14 protein-coding genes and 1 pseudogene are annotated in these 15,851 nt (G+C 56.8%); 9 read left to right on the top strand and 6 right to left on the bottom strand.

Going from position 1 to position 15,851, the window contains the following annotated elements; all coding sequences use genetic code 11:
* Positions 1–416 precede the first annotated feature (416 nt).
* From E0W60_RS35355 to E0W60_RS35340, 4 genes and pseudogenes are all read left to right on the top strand, one after another.
* Positions 417–1,175, top strand: coding sequence for an SDR family NAD(P)-dependent oxidoreductase (locus E0W60_RS35355; protein ID WP_135707461.1), 759 nt, complete (start codon positions 417–419; stop codon positions 1,173–1,175).
* 72 nt (positions 1,176–1,247) lie between these two features.
* Entirely contained in the window at positions 1,248–1,703 is a 456-nt protein-coding gene (locus E0W60_RS38510) for a TetR/AcrR family transcriptional regulator (RefSeq protein ID WP_135707460.1), read from the top strand.
* Positions 1,704–1,821: 118 nt separating this feature from the next.
* Positions 1,822–2,579 (top strand): IS5 family transposase gene (locus E0W60_RS35345; protein ID WP_135707459.1). Its coding sequence is split into 2 segments (ribosomal slippage): positions 1,822–2,137 and positions 2,137–2,579, totalling 759 coding nucleotides; the frame shifts between segments, so codons are not numbered across the junction.
* Positions 2,580–2,766: 187 nt separating this feature from the next.
* Positions 2,767–2,949, top strand: a pseudogene (locus E0W60_RS35340) (enoyl-CoA hydratase-related protein); the annotation flags it as partial.
* Here the strand turns inward: E0W60_RS35340 and E0W60_RS35335 are convergent.
* From E0W60_RS35335 to E0W60_RS35320, 3 genes are all read right to left on the bottom strand, one after another.
* A protein-coding gene (locus tag E0W60_RS35335) for an IS5 family transposase (RefSeq protein ID WP_375790519.1) occupies positions 2,903–3,744 on the bottom strand; the annotation gives its coding sequence in 2 pieces (ribosomal slippage) (positions 2,903–3,375 and positions 3,375–3,744; 843 coding nt in all). The pseudogene E0W60_RS35340 and the gene E0W60_RS35335 overlap by 47 nt on opposite strands.
* 461 nt (positions 3,745–4,205) lie before the next feature.
* Positions 4,206–4,709, bottom strand: coding sequence for a DMT family transporter (locus E0W60_RS35330; RefSeq protein WP_240746167.1), 504 nt, complete (start codon positions 4,707–4,709; stop codon positions 4,206–4,208).
* A gap of 654 nt (positions 4,710–5,363) precedes the next feature.
* Positions 5,364–5,753, bottom strand: a complete 390-nt coding sequence (locus E0W60_RS35320; RefSeq protein ID WP_240746165.1) for a MarR family winged helix-turn-helix transcriptional regulator — start codon at positions 5,751–5,753, stop codon at positions 5,364–5,366.
* A gap of 398 nt (positions 5,754–6,151) precedes the next feature.
* Here E0W60_RS35320 and E0W60_RS35315 point away from each other — a divergent pair, with 398 nt between their 5' ends.
* Positions 6,152–7,000, top strand: a complete 849-nt coding sequence (locus tag E0W60_RS35315; RefSeq protein WP_135707457.1) for an AraC family transcriptional regulator — start codon at positions 6,152–6,154, stop codon at positions 6,998–7,000.
* 76 nt (positions 7,001–7,076) lie between these two features.
* A complete protein-coding gene (locus E0W60_RS35310) occupies positions 7,077–8,183 on the top strand; it encodes a threonine aldolase family protein (RefSeq protein WP_135707456.1) in 1,107 nt (368 codons plus the stop codon).
* 251 nt (positions 8,184–8,434) lie between these two features.
* Here E0W60_RS35310 and E0W60_RS35305 read toward each other — a convergent pair whose 3' ends face one another.
* From E0W60_RS35305 to E0W60_RS35295, 3 genes are all read right to left on the bottom strand, one after another.
* Complete coding sequence (locus tag E0W60_RS35305; RefSeq protein WP_135707455.1) at positions 8,435–9,598, bottom strand: trans-sulfuration enzyme family protein; 1,164 nt, start codon at positions 9,596–9,598, stop codon at positions 8,435–8,437.
* Between the two features lie 62 nt (positions 9,599–9,660).
* Positions 9,661–11,286, bottom strand: a complete 1,626-nt coding sequence (locus E0W60_RS35300) for an MFS transporter (RefSeq protein ID WP_135707746.1) — start codon at positions 11,284–11,286, stop codon at positions 9,661–9,663.
* 95 nt (positions 11,287–11,381) lie between these two features.
* Positions 11,382–11,822, bottom strand: coding sequence for a tautomerase family protein (locus E0W60_RS35295; protein WP_135707454.1), 441 nt, complete (start codon positions 11,820–11,822; stop codon positions 11,382–11,384).
* Between the two features lie 728 nt (positions 11,823–12,550).
* On the opposite strand from E0W60_RS35295, the gene adh reads away from it, so the two are divergent.
* From adh to E0W60_RS35280, 3 genes are all read left to right on the top strand, one after another.
* Positions 12,551–14,071, top strand: a complete 1,521-nt coding sequence (gene adh, locus E0W60_RS35290; protein ID WP_135707744.1) for an aldehyde dehydrogenase — start codon at positions 12,551–12,553, stop codon at positions 14,069–14,071.
* Positions 14,072–14,175: 104 nt separating this feature from the next.
* Positions 14,176–14,535, top strand: coding sequence for a DUF779 domain-containing protein (locus E0W60_RS35285; RefSeq protein WP_135707453.1), 360 nt, complete (start codon positions 14,176–14,178; stop codon positions 14,533–14,535).
* Between the two features lie 93 nt (positions 14,536–14,628).
* On the top strand, positions 14,629–15,675 hold the full coding sequence (locus tag E0W60_RS35280; protein WP_135707452.1) for an IS110 family transposase: 1,047 nt from the start codon (positions 14,629–14,631) through the stop codon (positions 15,673–15,675).
* Positions 15,676–15,851 lie beyond the last annotated feature (176 nt).

Below are 15,851 nucleotides of genomic sequence, written 5' to 3'. Positions count from 1 at the left end.
TACCGAGACTCTCCTGAGGATAGGATTTGTCTCCGAGGCGATCGGCAAAAGGTGTGTTTTCTGTTTCGCTCTCATGTTGTTGTGTCATCAAAGTAGCAACGCCCTGGATAACTAAAAGTGCCAAGGCATCGGAGTATCGACAAAGGCGATCCGCTTTACTCGATACTCCCGCGCGAAGCCAACTTTGCAAGACGGAGATGGCTTCGCGCTCCCTCCTAAAAAAGTGAGACAGATTCAAAGGTAGGCCACTATTTCCTCACTTCAGGTGGAGAACTATCGACCGAGGGCTGCGCGATTGGCCTTCTTCGCTCATCAGGCGCATCGCGAATCGAAGCAGGTTGTGGTTGAGCGGATCTCCGAGTCGAATCGAGAGAGTTTGGTGGTGGTGCCTATCAAGGATATTTCGCAGAGGTAATATGCTGGGTCTACCGCAACTTCTTCCGACCGCGACTCTTGGAAGTGTTCTTGTGTCCGGGGTGGGTGCGTCTAACGGACTTGGTGCTGCCATAGCGCGACGCTTCGCCGCCGGAGGGTATCCCGTGGTAATTGCTGGGCGAAACGAGCAAAAACTGAACGCGACAGCTTCTGAGCTCGCCGCTGCTGGTGCAATGGTGAAGCAGATTGTCGGGGATGCATCGATTTCTACTGATGCAGCCCGCTTCGTCCAAGCTGCCGAGAGCCTCGCACCTCTCGCTGTGGCCGTGCACAATGCGGGCTCCAATCGTCCGACTCCTTTCCTAGAACTTAGCCAAACAGAATTTGAAACCCATTGGCGGGAGCATGTTTTGGGCGGCTTTCAGCTCGGTCAGGCGGCTCTCCCGACGTTGCTGAAGAGATGTAGTGGAACTGTTATCTTTACTGGCGCAAGTGGTTCTTTGCGCGGAAAGGCGCGTTACGCTCCGTTTGCCGTTGCCAAAGCTGGTCTGCGCGCTCTCGCACAGAGTTTGGCCAGGGAGTTTGGGCCGCAGGGAATCCACATTGGGCATGTCATTGTGGACGGAGGCATCGACGGGGAACGACTGTTGGCGTTGCGCCCAGAGCTAAAGATGAGCCGCGGCGAAGATGGTCTTCTTAACATTGCTGCAATTGCCGACGCTTACTGGATGCTGCACCATCAGCACCGCAGTGCTTGGACGCTTGAACTCGACCTACGCCCATGGATGGAGCCTTTCTGAGGCGATAGGGTGGGCGTAGTCGGCTTTTGTCGGTAGTTCCAATTTTGGAATAGATTTTAGGGGGAGACATCCTTGGGCCGATCTACCCGCTCCCAAGCAGCGCAGAACCGAGCGAGGATCGTCGATGCCGCGAGTGAGATGTTTCGTCGGCATGGTGTAGGCGCGACCAGTATTTCGGACATCATGAAGGCTGTCGGTATGACACAGGGTGGGTTCTATAACCACTTTGCGTCCAAGGACCAGTTGGCCTCTGAGGCGGTGGCGAAAGCTTTCGAGCAATCGACAGCTGCCTGGGCATCTGCGGTGTCGTTGCATGGAAGTACGAGGGAAGGGTCACCAACGAGGAGCCTCGTCAGCTACTACTTAGCTTCGGGAGGCAGCGAGGATACTTGTCCAATGCTGGCCTTCGGTTGTGCGAGGCGACGGCGCGCGGATGCTAGCAAAGGCATACGAAGCGGGAACTCGAGATCTTTTCGATACATTCATGAGGCTTATGGACACCCCGCCTTCCTGTGCCGCAGCATCTAAGCGCGAGCACATGCTCATCTTCGCAGCCATGATAGGCGCCAATTTTCTCGGTCGGACATTAGGGCGCAGTGAGCTAGGGCGTGTTCACACTAACTGGATTTAGTTGTATCCTTCGGTGATGGAGATCACCGAAGCCCAATATCGACAGATTGAACACTGCTTGCCGCGTCAGCGTGGCAACGTAAGCATGTCGAACCTGCAAATTTTGAATGCGATTCTTTATGTTGCTGAGCACGGTTGCAAGTGGCGCGGCTTGCCAAAACGCTTCGGCCGTTGGCACACGGTCTACACGCGGATGAACCGATGGTCCAAGAGCGGCGTACTGGATCGGGTGTTCACGGAATTGCAGCGTGCGCAGATCGTTCGCATCAGGATCGAGGCGGTCTCGCTGGATAGCACGGCGGTAAAAGTTCATCCTGACGGTACTGGTGCATTAAAAAAAACGGACCCCAAGCCATTGGAAAATCCCGAGGAGGATGGACCACAAAGATTCATATGGTTGCCGCGGATGCTCGAACGGCCATAACGTTCGCGCTGTCACCCGGCCAGGCCGGTGATGCACCGCAGGGGCGTGCCCTGCTACAAAGCCTTGGGCCACCCGATCGGCCACTGCACCTGCTAATGGACAAGGCATATGAGGGCGATGAGACGCGACAACTCGCACTCGACCTGGGTTTCATTCCCGTCGTTCCGCCCAAAAGCAACCGCCTTGAACCATGGGAATATGATCGCGAGATGTACAAGCGCAGAAACGAAGTGGAGCGCCTGTTCCGCCGCCTCAAAGGCTTTCGTCGCATCTTTTCCCGATTCGACAAGCTGGACGTGATGTTCATCGCCTTCATCAATTTTGCGCTCATCGTCGACGGGCTCAGATAGTGTGAACACGCCCTAGTCTGTGCACTGCAGTTCGCGATCTTCGACACTGCCGACAGTCAAGGGAGAAAGTAGGCTGGGGGCTACAGTGCGAAAGAATGACGAGTGGCGCCACCAACGGTTTCCGAGCCCAACCAGGTGCGTTCTCTTCTACGGTGTTCACGTGCCAAGCAAGAGTTTAGATGGGCACGCAATGATGTGTGATTTCATTATCGCTTCTGAGGATGCTCAGTTCGGCCAACCAGAAATCAAGCTAGGAATTCTGCCAGGAATGGGTGGCTCGCAACGGCTCACTCGTGCAGTCGGGAAGTCGCTCGCCATGGATCTTATCCTGACAGGGCGAAATCTTGGGGCCAGGGAGGCGCTGGCGGCAGAGAGCAGCCGAGTTTTAGGAATGCTTCGTGAATGTCGGCCCGACGCTCAAAGCGAATGCGAAGACGACGGAAATTATGGAGCCAGGCGTGGGTACGCTCGACCACCCAGCGAAATTTTCCAAGACCACTACCGTGCTCGGTGCGGCGCTTCGCAATCACCGGCTTGATGCCCCGATTACGAAGTCTCTGGCGATGCGGTTCGGCGTCGTAGCCGCGATCGGCGTAGATGACTTTGGGCTTCTGAAGCGGTCGGCCGCGCGCACCGCGAATCGGCGGAATGGCATCGACGAGCGGCAGCAATTGAGTGACGTCGTTGCGGTTCGCGCCTGTCAGGATTGCACTGATGGGGACGCCATTTGCATCGACGAGGATGTGATGCTTCGAACCGGGTCGCGAGCGATCCGTGGGGTTCGGGCCAGTTTTTCGCCCGCCCCAACGGCTCGCACCGACGATGAATCGACGGCTGCTCGTGAGAAATCGAGTTGGCCGGCGTCGCGTAGCTTCGCCAGCAGCAACTCGTGCAGTTGGCCCCACACGCCGGCCTTCTGCCACGCGTGCAGGCGCCGCCAGCGGGTCGGGCCCGAACCAAATCCCAACTTGGTCGACAGGTCGCACCAGCGTATGCCGGTCTTGAACACGAAGAGGATGCCGTTCAGTGCAGCCCGATTCGACACCGGGCGGCGGCCTGGATATTTCTTGCGTCGCGGCTTCGGTGGCGGCAGCAATGGTTCGATCAAAGCCCACAGCTCGTCATCAACATCGTCGCAGCCATCCCCTTGGTTCCAGTTGTTCAGGTGACCAAGGTTAACAGCTTGCCGAAAAGGTTAACATGCCTTTCTCGCCAAACGAGCCCCTGTCTTCCGTAACCGGTAGAGCATGAGAGAGTAGGTGCACCGTACCGCCTGCATAACGGTGCACCAAAAGAACGCATTCGGACGTCCTTACTCCAGACGCGAAAACGATAGAGCATTGCCAGGCGACTCCTGTGCGCTGCATTCGGCGATCTTCCAGGTCGCCGACAGTCGAGGGAGAACTCAGGCTGCGAGGAGCTACTGGAATCGCACTCACCGCCGAGCATCTCAAGCGATGCGGGCCGCCACAGTGGCTGTCGGGCCGCGTACCTGCGCCACGGCGAGGATCAATGCCATAACGGGCGCTCGCGGACTGCGCAAGTCTTCAACTTGGGAAGCGACTCTGCTACGGCCATGAGCGGGGCCAGAAGTATACGAGCCGCACGGGCCACTGACAAAATACCTTAGTCAGGCCGAACCCCTCGCCGGCGCTGTCGAAGCGCGGGTAACGGCCTCGAGTGCATTCTGCTTTGCAGAAGGTAAACGCCACCTAGAATGGCGGCCATGGCCAGCGCATCAACGGGGCGCAGCGACTCGTCCGCGATTGCTGCTCCCATGAGCAACGCAACGACTGGAGGGATATAGGTGACGCTCGAAGCTGCCAGCGCTCCAAGTCGGCCGACAACGAAGTAATAGAGAATGAACGCGAGCCCCGTGCCGGACAGGCCGAGACCTAGCACGAGGCCAAGGAGAGCTCGGGTGTCGTCAGCAATACGTGCGATGCCGTGGAAGTCCGTCATGGACGTGATAACGACGAGCGCGAAGCCGATTTGCCAGGTCGAAAGAGGAAGCGGCGACAGATTCAGGCCGGAAAGAAAGCGCCGTGCGTACACGAACGAGCCCCCCACACTTAGCGAACCAAGCAGCATGTACGCGACCCCAAGGGGATCGCCGCCGGCATCATGCACATTCAAGGCTGGGCGATCAAAATCACCCCGACGAATCCGCAGAAGAGGCCTCCCAGCATCCGAGGTAGGAACCCGAGGACCTTCAGGCAGCGACTTTGCTGCACAATACATTGCATCCGCACTGGCCGGCCTGGCTGGCGTCCTTCAGCAAACTTCCCCCCAGGCGCATCGAAGCCATCGCCGGTATTAACTTCGATCAGTCATTGATGGCAATTGAGGCTGCAGTACGTGCACAAGGCGTGGTACTTACAAGCGCAATCCTTGTAGAGGCAGAGATCGCGGAAGGTTTGCTTGTCGAGCCCTTTGGCAAAAGGCATTGGCGCTATCGGTCGGGTACTACCTGGTGCATCCGAAGTCAGGCCAGTTTCAAGAGGGTGCAGCGGCTCTGACTTGTTGGCTCACAGAGAGGATGGCTACGGATACCTCCTCGTCTAAAGGGACGTAACACCAATCGGTGTCTACCACGCTCGAGTCATCGCGTCCAGAAAAGCTGCGTGTCGGGCGCGGAACGAAGGCACTACGAACGTCGCGACGCAAGCATCGCTGCGCTTTTTGGGGCGGCCTCAGCGAGCAGGCCGAACTATTGGACGGAGCAGGTTAGCGAACACTGACCCCGGAACTATGCCGGCCGCGCCTGCGTCAGCAGGCGTGGGGTCATCCTCGACGTTCGCTACCAACTTGTTGCAGTGTCTCGAGCGCCTCCAGCAGGGCAGCTTTGGCAGGTCCCTTTAGAAATTTCTTCATCTCCCTCTCGACCTGGGTCTGAGCGTTGCGCCAATGCGGTTCGGCGTCCCGAAGCATGCGAATGCCGGAAGGGCTCAGCTTAGCCACCTTGTAGCGCGCATCCTCTTCCCCGGAAATCGTGACCCAGCCGCTGTCAATGAGGAGCTTGATGTTGCGCGAGATCGTAGTTTTATCGAGCGCGACCTCCGCGGCAATCTCCTTATAGGTCGCCGCACCAAGGCGATCCAAGGCCCGGAGCAACGACAGTTGTGTGATCTTTAGGCCGACAGGGCGCAGTGCGTCGTCGTAGATGCCCGTCAACGCGTTTGCCGAACGTCTGAACTGCGTGCAGTAGCATTCTGTGAACATGCGGTAGATTCCCTTCGATGAGTTGTCACTAGGCGTTCGTTGGGCAACTCGGCGACAAGGTATGTATATGCACCCATATTACACGAGTTGCAGCCAGACCAGACGATGCGCCCGTGTGACTTGGTGCCAAATCTCGTATGGAACAGTACGTCTAAACCCTAACTCTTGCTCCTGCGAATACCAAGAGGGCGCGGGGTAGACCTGCCCGGCCAACACGCAAGCAGTCGTTGAACTTGTGGCAAGTTTGTGCCAATATGTGTAGATACAACTAGGTAGAGAGTTCACACAATGCGTATGCGTCCCTTCTGTCGGGGCGCTTAGAGTCAACGTTTGCCGTCCTGTTCGTCCATATGAAGCAATCTGCAGAGCCCCCCGCGTTCAATCAAGCAAAGTTGTGGCGAGAATCCTCGCTTGATGATGCCGAGTTTCTGCGTGCGAAGTATCGAACACATAGCTTTCCGCCGCACGAACATGCCGAATATGGAATCGGGTTCATCGAGCAAGGATCTCAAGCGTTTACTCTTAACCGAAGCACGCGTTTGATTATGCCTGCAGGCTCGGTCTGCGTGATAAATCCGGGCGAGCTTCATGAAGGAAGTCCAGCGACCGAGGCAGGTTGGGACTATCGAATGATGTACGTTTCTTCTGCTTCCCTCCAGGTAGCGTTAAGCGACTCGTTAGATGATCTTGGGGGGGTGATTGTGCACTTCCCGGACTCTGTCATTCATGATGATGATGTTCTTAGCCAGCTTCGTGCCGCGCATCTCTGCTCGGAATCCCGAGGCCCATCTGCGCTGGAAAAGTCTACGCGCCTCACTGTGGCATTGAAGGAGTTGACCAGAAGGTATGCTCAAAAACGCCACCAGCGGCCCCCTTCCACAGTTCTTCCTGGTGCGGTGAAGAGGGCTCGTGAGTACATCGACGCGTGCATTAGTTCGAATCCATCGTTAGGAGAAATCGCCGAGGTGGCGGGGATGAGTCCCTATCATTTCCTTAGGGCGTTTAAGCGATACGTAGGCATGGCACCTCACGCATACCTGATTCAGCGGCGCGTCGAGATTGCGCGTCATCTGCTTGTTAAGGGGCGGCCAATTCGATCCATAGCGATAGCCCTAGGCTACAGCGACCAAGCTCACCTAAGTCGGGAGTTCCGACGGTTCTATGGCGCATCACCAAGCAAAGTGGTCGGCAACTATTAGGCAATTTCGTTCAACTTGGCAGCAGGGCCCGCTCCGATAATTCGATACCACAACCTGACCTTTAGGAGAGAGTATCGTGATTGACCTACGAAGTGACACATGCAGCCAGCCCACTGACGCCATGCGCCAGGCCATGGCGACTGCTCCAGTTGGCGACGACGTGTACAGCGATGACCCTACGGTCAAGCGTCTGGAGCGGGAGGTTGCCGAATTCCTCGGCAAAGAGGACGCTGTGTACATGGTCACCGGGACCATGACTAACCAAGTTGCTATCCGAGCTTATACCGAACCAGGTGATGCAGTCCTGTTTGATCAGAACGCTCACGTCTATATCCTTGAGGGCGGTGCTCCGGCAGCATTTTCCGGTGTGCTTCCGCGTCTTCTGCCAGGTGTACGCGGCGTCTTTACTCCAGGCGACATTGAGGCAGCTCTGGGTGTACCGCATCGTTTCTTCCCCAGTACGATTGCGGCACCGGTTAAGCTACTTTGCGTAGAGAACACGCATAACATCGGCGGCGGAAAGGTTTGGCCGATGGAGCAACTGAAAGCAGTGTGCGAGACCGCGCGTCGGCGTGGTCTCGCATTGCACTTGGACGGAGCCCGCCTCTGGCATGCGTCGGTAGCCACGGGGATTCCAGAAAGCACTTACGCCGCGCTGTTTGACAGCGTGAGTATCTGCTTTTCCAAGGCGATGGGCGCGCCAGTCGGCTCGATTCTCGCGGGCCCTCGGGATTTCATTTCTCGTGCCCGACGCTTCAAGCAGCAGATCGGCGGTGGTTTTCGTCAAGCCGGCATCATCGCTGCAGGTGCGCTGTATGCACTTCATAACAATCGGGAACGCCTGGCTGAAGATCATTACCATGCCAAGCTTCTTGCCGAGGGCATTGCGGTGCTTCCTGGCATTTCGCTGGATGTGCAGTCAGTTGAGACCAACATCGTTCGCTTCTCCGTTACGTCGTTGCCTGCGACGGATTTTGCCGACAGGCTTTACGAACGCGGTCTCCATGTGCTTCCTTCTGGTTCTGATGGCATCCGTGCCATCCCATACCTGAATATCACCGAGGCCGATGTCCGGAAAGCAGTTTCGATCATCGAGTCCGTTGCCTCGGAGCACGCCGACAAAGCAGGCACCTATGGAACACAGGGTGTCGTGCAGTCAACAAAGAATAGCGCTGGCTACTAGCCATTGTTGGCGGTGAGTTCCCCTGCGATTGCGAAAGACGCCGTCGCAGGGGCGTCCCTCTCTTTCCGCGGAAGCCGAAATTTCGGCCGCGATGCCCGACTGAAGACGAAGGAATAGGCCCACGGCCCATTTCGCTGGATCGGAAGATGTAGGGCCGGAGATTCCGAGATTCTCGACTGTGCGGTTGGTCAAATATCTGCCCCCGGCCCCGGCGAGCAGAGAACCTTGGATCTCGCAAGAGGACAGAAGATCTAGGCGTGCCTGAGCGCTTGCTCTATCCGCGTCAGAAGTCGGTCGGTTTCACCGACTCCAACTTCCATGCAGACAAGTCCCTCATCGACACCTAGTTCGTCGTCTATGTCGAATTCAAAGGGTGCTTCCGAACACTCGATTGGATAAGAAGGCGATGCTACGCGGAGCGCATCGGCACTGTGGCCAATACAAGTCGATGACAACTTGAGCGCGCCAACGAATCTCTCAGCAGCGTTGTGTCCCCCGACCAAATTGAAGCTTAACGAGCCACCAAATGCGTCCATTTGCCTAAGCACCAGAGAACGCTGAGGATGGTCTTCATTTCCTGGATAGAACACCCGCTCAATCTTAGGATGCTCCTCGAGAAACGACGCCATTGCATACGCGTTTCTGCATCGCTGCTCTACGCGGTCCCTTAGTGTCTGAATCCCGCGGAGTAACAGCCAGGCATCCGGGAGATCGGCTGAGCCGAGATTCATACTTTTTGCCCGAACTCGTTCAACGAGCGTCCGTGAGCCGGCAACAATGCCTACTCGAGTGTCAAGGTACCCGCTGATATATCGACTTGACCTATAGACAACAAGGTCAATATCCAATGCTATTGGCATCTGAACAAGGGGCGTTGCAGCTGTGTTATCACAGAGCGTCAGCACTCCATGCTCCCGCGCGAGCGACGACACTGCAGCCAGGTCGGTGATATCGAAGCAGGGATACCGTGGCGCCTCGAGCACAATCAGCGTGGTTGCAGGGGTGATTGCTGCCCGGAAAGCGTCTGTGTCGCGATGATCGACCAAAGTCACATCAACACCGACCTTGGGCAGGACGCGAGTGAGGAAGTTCTTGGTCTCGGGGGAATGGTTCCGTTGCGCAATGATATGGTCGCCGCTTCGCAATAACGTCAATAGACACACGGAAAGTGTGTCTTTTCCCGACGAGTTCAGTAAGGCTGCCTCGGCGCCCTCAAGTGCCGCAAGGGTGCTAGACACGGCGGCGGCAATAGAACCTTTGTGTGGAGTATGGCAACCGGTGGTAGCAGTAGGAGCCCCGTTCCTGGCGAGCAATGCATCGTAGTCGGCAACCTGGATGAATGTTTGCAGTGGTTGCAGTCTCGCATGTGCATGTTCCGCGCAAACACTACCGAGGTTCGTTACTGGGTCGTTCATTTCAACGATTCCTCACCTCAAAAGGATCAACGGCCCGCCGAGTACCACGCGGGCCGTGAAGATCAGTCAGCGATGCTTCTGTTCTTTGTTTCGGGAAGGAAGAAGAGTGCTACCACAAAGGATAGGGCGGCAATGCTTACCGGGTACCACAGCCCAGCGTACATGTTCCCTGTGGCTGCGACCAACGCGAATGCAGTTGTGGGCAAAAATCCCCCAAACCAACCGTTTCCGACGTGGTAAGGCAAAGACATCGCGGTATATCTGATGCGTGTAGGGAAGAGTTCAACAAGCACGGCAGCAATCGGTGCATACACAAGTGCGACGAGTGCAACTAGAACTGTGAGGATCAGCATAACCATGGGGATGTTCATCTCCTCCAGAGCTGCTGTTTTGGGATACCCCACGGCTTTAAGCGTGTCACTCAGCTCGTTCTCGAAGGACGCTGCTCGCTGCTTCCGTTCGACCGGGTCAAGGGCTTTGCTCTCGTAGCTAGAGATGACGCGATCACCAATTCGAACATAGGCCGTCGTCCCGAGGGGAGCCGCTACGTTCTCATAGTTCACCGAGGACTTCGAGAGGTAGGCCTTCGCGATATCGCAAGACTTCGTGAATTCGGCAGTGCCAACCGGATTAAACTGGAATGAGCATGCTGCCGGGTCTGCAACCACGGTCACCGGTGCTGTTTTCTGCGCCCTGTCCAAAGCGGGATTCACATAATGTGTCATCGCTTTGAAGAGTGGGAAATACAGCACTGCGGACAAAAAGAATCCCGTAATCATCAGCGGCTTTCGCCCAATTCGGTCTGCAAGCTTCCCAAAGTACACAATCATGGGAACGCCGATGAGCAGGGCCGAAGCAATCAGTAGGTTGGCCGTGATCGGGTCTACCTTGAGCGATTGTGTGAGGAAGAAGAGGGCGTAAAATTGTCCCGTGTACCAGATCACCGACTGGCCTGCCACTAGACCGAACAGGGCAATCAGAACAATTCTTACGTTCTTCCAGTTTCCAAAGGCCTCGGAAATGGGGGCCTTGGAGGTCTTCTTCTCTTGTTTCATCTTCAGGAAGACTGGCGATTCGCTGAGAGAGAGACGAATCCATACAGAAATCCCAAGCAGAAGCACGGAGAAGATAAAGGGAACTCGCCACCCCCATGCGGCAAAAGTTGTCTCGCCGAGTAGCAGACGAGTTCCGAGGATGACGATCAACGAGAGGAAGAAACCCAGCGTCGCGGTGGTTTGAATCCAGGAGGTGAAGTACGCGCGCCGACCCTCAGAGGCGTGTTCAGCAACATAGGTGGCAGCACCGCCATACTCACCACCGAGGGCAAGACCTTGGGCGAGGCGCAGCAAGATCAGCAAAATCGGGGCCGTGATGCCGATGGATGCGTACGTCGGCAAAATTCCGACAAGAAAAGTGGAAGACCCCATCAGCAAGATCGTGACGAGGAACGTATACTTTCGCCCGATCAAGTCCCCCAGACGCCCGAAGAACAGGGCACCAAAAGGTCGGATCGCGAAGCCTGCAGCGAAGGCAAGCAATGCAAAGATGAATGATGTTGTTTCATTCACGCCCGAGAAGAACTGCTTACCGATAATTGCGGCAAGCGACCCGTAGAGATAAAAATCGTACCATTCGAATACGGTACCCAACGAAGATGCGAAGACAACTTTTCGCTCTTCCTTTGTCATGCCGCCCTTAGCTTCCAGGGCAAATGTAGTGGTGGTCATCGCTTTACCTCAAATCTTCGAACAACGATGCAAGTGCTGGTAAATGATCTCGAGCATCAGCGCTCGATGTTCGCCATGAAATTCCGCACTTCCGGAGCGAGGGACTCCATCCACTGAGCCTCTTCTCCCGGCTCCGGGAGGATTTCGCCGTACTCAATCATGTGGCTTGGGGGTAACTCAGAGATATATCCCCACACATTGACCTTCGGTACATCGGTCACTTGGCAGATCCCATCGACGATTCGGTTAAGCAAGTCTGCCTTCTGTTCGCGCGTTCGCCCGGACCGTACGTGGCCGTGGACAAAGATGTGGTCATGCCGTAGAGGGCGACCTCCCATGAAATGATTGCCCTGGGGGACATCCTGAAAAATCACCTGAGCAAAGAACATGTTGGCGCCGGTGACTTTGTTGTGGGAGACGGTGATAGCTTCGGCGATCGCTTGTTTCGCGTCCAACGAAAGCAAGCCGGCGGCGGCGGATACGATATAAGTAGGCACTGAATCTCCTTGATGATGAGCGACCGCATATCAAGATGCATATGCAACTATGTGGTCGGATTGCTGCAGAAAGTTGTAGGTACATCTTAGCAGTCGAGGTAATCAAACTGAAATCACGTATACCCCTAGCTTGCCAGCGGGTTGGGACCATCGGAAACGGCGACTACCCTTGGTGGGTCATTTCTGGGGGTGGTCACTGCAGGGTCGCGATCCTGTTGACAGGATGTCCCAGATGTGACTCATCGTCCTGGATAGCGGTCCTAGGGGAATGGTCACGCCAGCCGTCTAGGCACCGCACTGCCAAAATTCGAGTGGCCTGCGACTGAGGAGGCCCCTTCCGAGGGGTGCGTGCCAGAAGACCGCAATATTCTTCAACTTCGAAAGTCGGATCGGGCTGAACATGCCGGTGCTGCAACCTGTGGCCTACCAGTACAACTCGGGGAGTCGACTGGGTGAACCGTGTGCATCTCAATGAGCTGCGCGGGTGAAACATGGCAAACCTGGACGCTGACGCGTCGTTGCTCGCTGGCTGGAGGGCGTACCCAGACGGGCGCGCTGCCACCCGAGAATGGAACATGAGCCGTAGCAAGTTGCAGTTCCTAGCCGGAATGTAGGAAGTCGCGCCATGTCACAGCGCTTACGCGCAGCGTGATTTGGTGCATCTCTTGATAGGTGGGGATTTCGCCGCGAACAGTTTGGTGACCCCTCAACAATACACGAGACTTTTCATGATTTATGCCGCTCCGGGCGCTGCTGGCGCCAAGATTTCGTACAAGCCCCGTTACGACAATTTTATCGGCGGGGAGTGGGTGGCCCCGGTCAATGGGCAATACTTCGACGTCGTGACGCCGATTTCGGGCACTGTGTACACGCAGGCTGCCCGCTCGAGTGCTGAAGACATCGAGCTGGCGCTGGACGCTGCGCACGCTGCCGCCGACAAGTGGGGCAAGACTTCGGCTGCTGAGCGAGCCAACGTGCTGCTCAAGATCGCCGACCGCCTGGAAGCCAACCTTGAGCTGCTGGCCTACGCCGAGACTGTGGACAACGGCAAGCCTATCCGCGAAACGCTGAACGCCGATCTCCCGCTGACCATTGACCACTTCCGCTATTTCGCGGGCTGCGTGCGTGCGCAAGAGGGCGGTGTTAGTGAGATCGATGAAAACACGGTGGCTTATCACATGCACGAGCCGCTGGGGGTGGTTGGCCAGATCATTCCCTGGAACTTTCCCATCCTGATGGCTGCCTGGAAGCTGGCTCCCGCGCTGGGTGCCGGCAACTGCGTGGTGCTGAAGCCCGCCGAATCGACCCCCATCAGCATCCTGGTCCTCGTTGACCTCATTGCCGATCTGTTGCCGCCGGGTGTACTCAACGTCGTCAACGGATTCGGCCGCGAAGCCGGCATGCCACTGGCAACCAGCCGCCGCATCGCAAAGATTGCTTTCACCGGCAGCACAAGTACCGGCCGCGTTATTGCGCAGGCCGCCGCCAACAACCTGATTCCAGCGACCCTGGAGCTGGGTGGCAAGTCGCCCAACATCTTCTTTGCCGACGTCGCCGATAAGGATGATGCCTTCTTCGACAAGGCCATCGAAGGCCTGGTGCTGTTCGCCTTCAATCAGGGGGAGGTCTGCACGTGCCCGTCGCGCGCTCTGATCCACGAGTCGATCTATGACAAGTTCATGGGCCGTGTGCTTGAGCGCGTAGCCGCCATCAAGCAAGGCAACCCGCTAGACACCGATACCATGATCGGCGCTCAGGCCAGCAAGGAGCAGCTGACCAAGATCCTGTCCTATCTCGATCTGGGCAAGCAGGAGGGGGCCGAGGTGCTGGCCGGCGGCGCGCAGGCGCAGCAGGACGGCGAGTTGGCCGGCGGCTACTACGTGCAGCCGACTCTTTTCAAGGGCCATAACAAGATGCGCATCTTCCAGGAGGAGATCTTTGGGCCGGTCTTGGCCGTCACTACCTTCAAGGACGAAGCGGAGGCCCTGGCGATTGCCAATGACACGCTATACGGCCTTGGCGCAGGCGTCTGGACCCGCAACGGCAATGTCGCCTATCGCATGGGCCGCGCAATCAAGGCTGGTCGTGTGTGGACTAACTGCTACCACAGCTACCCCGCGCATGCAGCCTTTGGTGGCTACAAGGAGTCGGGCATCGGTCGTGAGAACCACAAGATGATGCTTGACCACTACCAGCAGACCAAGAATCTGCTGGTCAGCTACAGCGAAAACAAGCTGGGTTTCTTCTGATGTAGACCCGGACTTCATTGTTAGATATGCCCTGCTGGTAGCCAGCAGGGCATTTGATATCCGGCCCAATGGGTCAATACAAACCGCACGACGCGAGGTCTTGCATGGTCGACAAGGTTCTGGCTACCTCAGCGGCATTGGCGCTGATCGAGAAGCTAAAGAGCAAGCACGGAAATTTCTTCTTTCACCAGTCGGGCGGTTGCTGTGACAACAGTGCTGTCAATGCGTACCTTCCTGGCGAGCTGACGATAGGTGCAGGCGATGTCTATCTGGGTGACATCGGTGGCGTTCCTTTTTATATCGGTCAGAACCAGTACCAGTACTGGATGCATACCCAACTCATCGTTGACGTGATTGAGGGCACGGGCGGTACGTTCTCGTTAGAGGGACCGGAGGGCAGCGTGTTTCATGCTCGATCGCGGGTCTTCACCGAGGAAGAGATAAAGGAATTGGATCTGCGCTGAAGGGCGTTAATGGGATGGACGCCCCCTCCCCATGAAGGTACATGAGTGCCAAACTGGTGAGGCACGGCAACCTCTCAAACAGGAGCATCCCTCATGAAGGTCACGACGATCGGCATCGACTTGGCGAAAAATGTCTTTCAGGTTCACGGTGTGAATGAGCTTGGCAGAGCCACGTTGAGGAAGCAGCTCAAGCGTGCCCAGGTGGCCGAGTTCTTTGCGACTCTGCCGCCGAGTGTAATTGGGATGGAGGCGTGTGGCAGCGCGCACCACTGGGCTCGCAAGCTGCAGAGCTTCGGTCACACTGTGCGGCTGATGGCGCCGCAGTTCGTCAAGCCGTATGTCAAAACGAACAAGAACGATCCGGCCGATGCCGAGGCGATCTGCGAAGCGGTGGCACGGCCGAATATGAGGTTTGTGCCTATCAAGAACCTTGAGCAGCAGGCGGTGCTGGCGCTGCACCGTGCGCGTCAGGGCTTTGTGAAAGCGCGTACCTCGCAGGCCAACCAGATCCGCGGATTGCTGGCTGAGTTTGGGTTGGTTGTTCCACAGGGCATTGGGAAAATTGCCAGGCAGGTCCCGGAGTTGATCGAGGATGCGACCAATGAGTTGCCGGGCTCGTTCCGTCTGCTCATCCAGCGGCTGCTGGAGCATCTGAAGGAACTGGACCGTCAGGCCGATGAAATTGGCGCGCAGATCGAAGCATGGCATCGGGATAGCGAGTTGAGCCGCAAGCTGGCGCAAGTTCCAGGAATCGGCCCGATTACTGCCAGTGCGCTGGTAGCGACTGTAGGCAACGCGCGGAACTTCACCAGCGGCCGCCAATTGGCGGCGTGGCTTGGCCTTGTGCCTCGACAAAACTCCAGCGGAGGAAAAAACGTCTTGCTCGGCATCAGCAAGCGAGGGGATACGTATTTGCGAACGCTGCTCATCCATGGCGCTCGCGCGGTGATCTACAGGGCCAAGCCCAAAGGGGCGACGAGCAGTTGGCTCCAAACATTGCTCTTGCGACGCAATGTCAATGTGGCTGCCGTGGCGCTGGCAAACAAGAATGCAAGAATCATCTGGGCGCTGCTGACACAGAACCGCGACTTCTGTCCTGATTATGCCCCTACCGCAGCGCGGCAGCCTGCGGAGGCCTGAACGCAACGATACAAACGCACGCAAGAGAAATCTCCAGACCACCGATTGCTCAGGCGATCAAACAGTGATGGCAAGACGGTCAGACCGTGGTTGGCAGAAGCCTGATATGCAACACGAGCGCGAGGCTCGCAGCGTTGATAAGGCGCCGACCAGCGGATTCCATCAGGGACGGCAGG

This window comes from Cupriavidus oxalaticus (assembly GCF_004768545.1).
GTDB lineage: Bacteria > Pseudomonadota > Gammaproteobacteria > Burkholderiales > Burkholderiaceae > Cupriavidus > Cupriavidus oxalaticus_A.
Note: the sequence above shows the minus strand (reverse complement) of the source record. Positions and strands in the feature narration are given on the sequence as shown.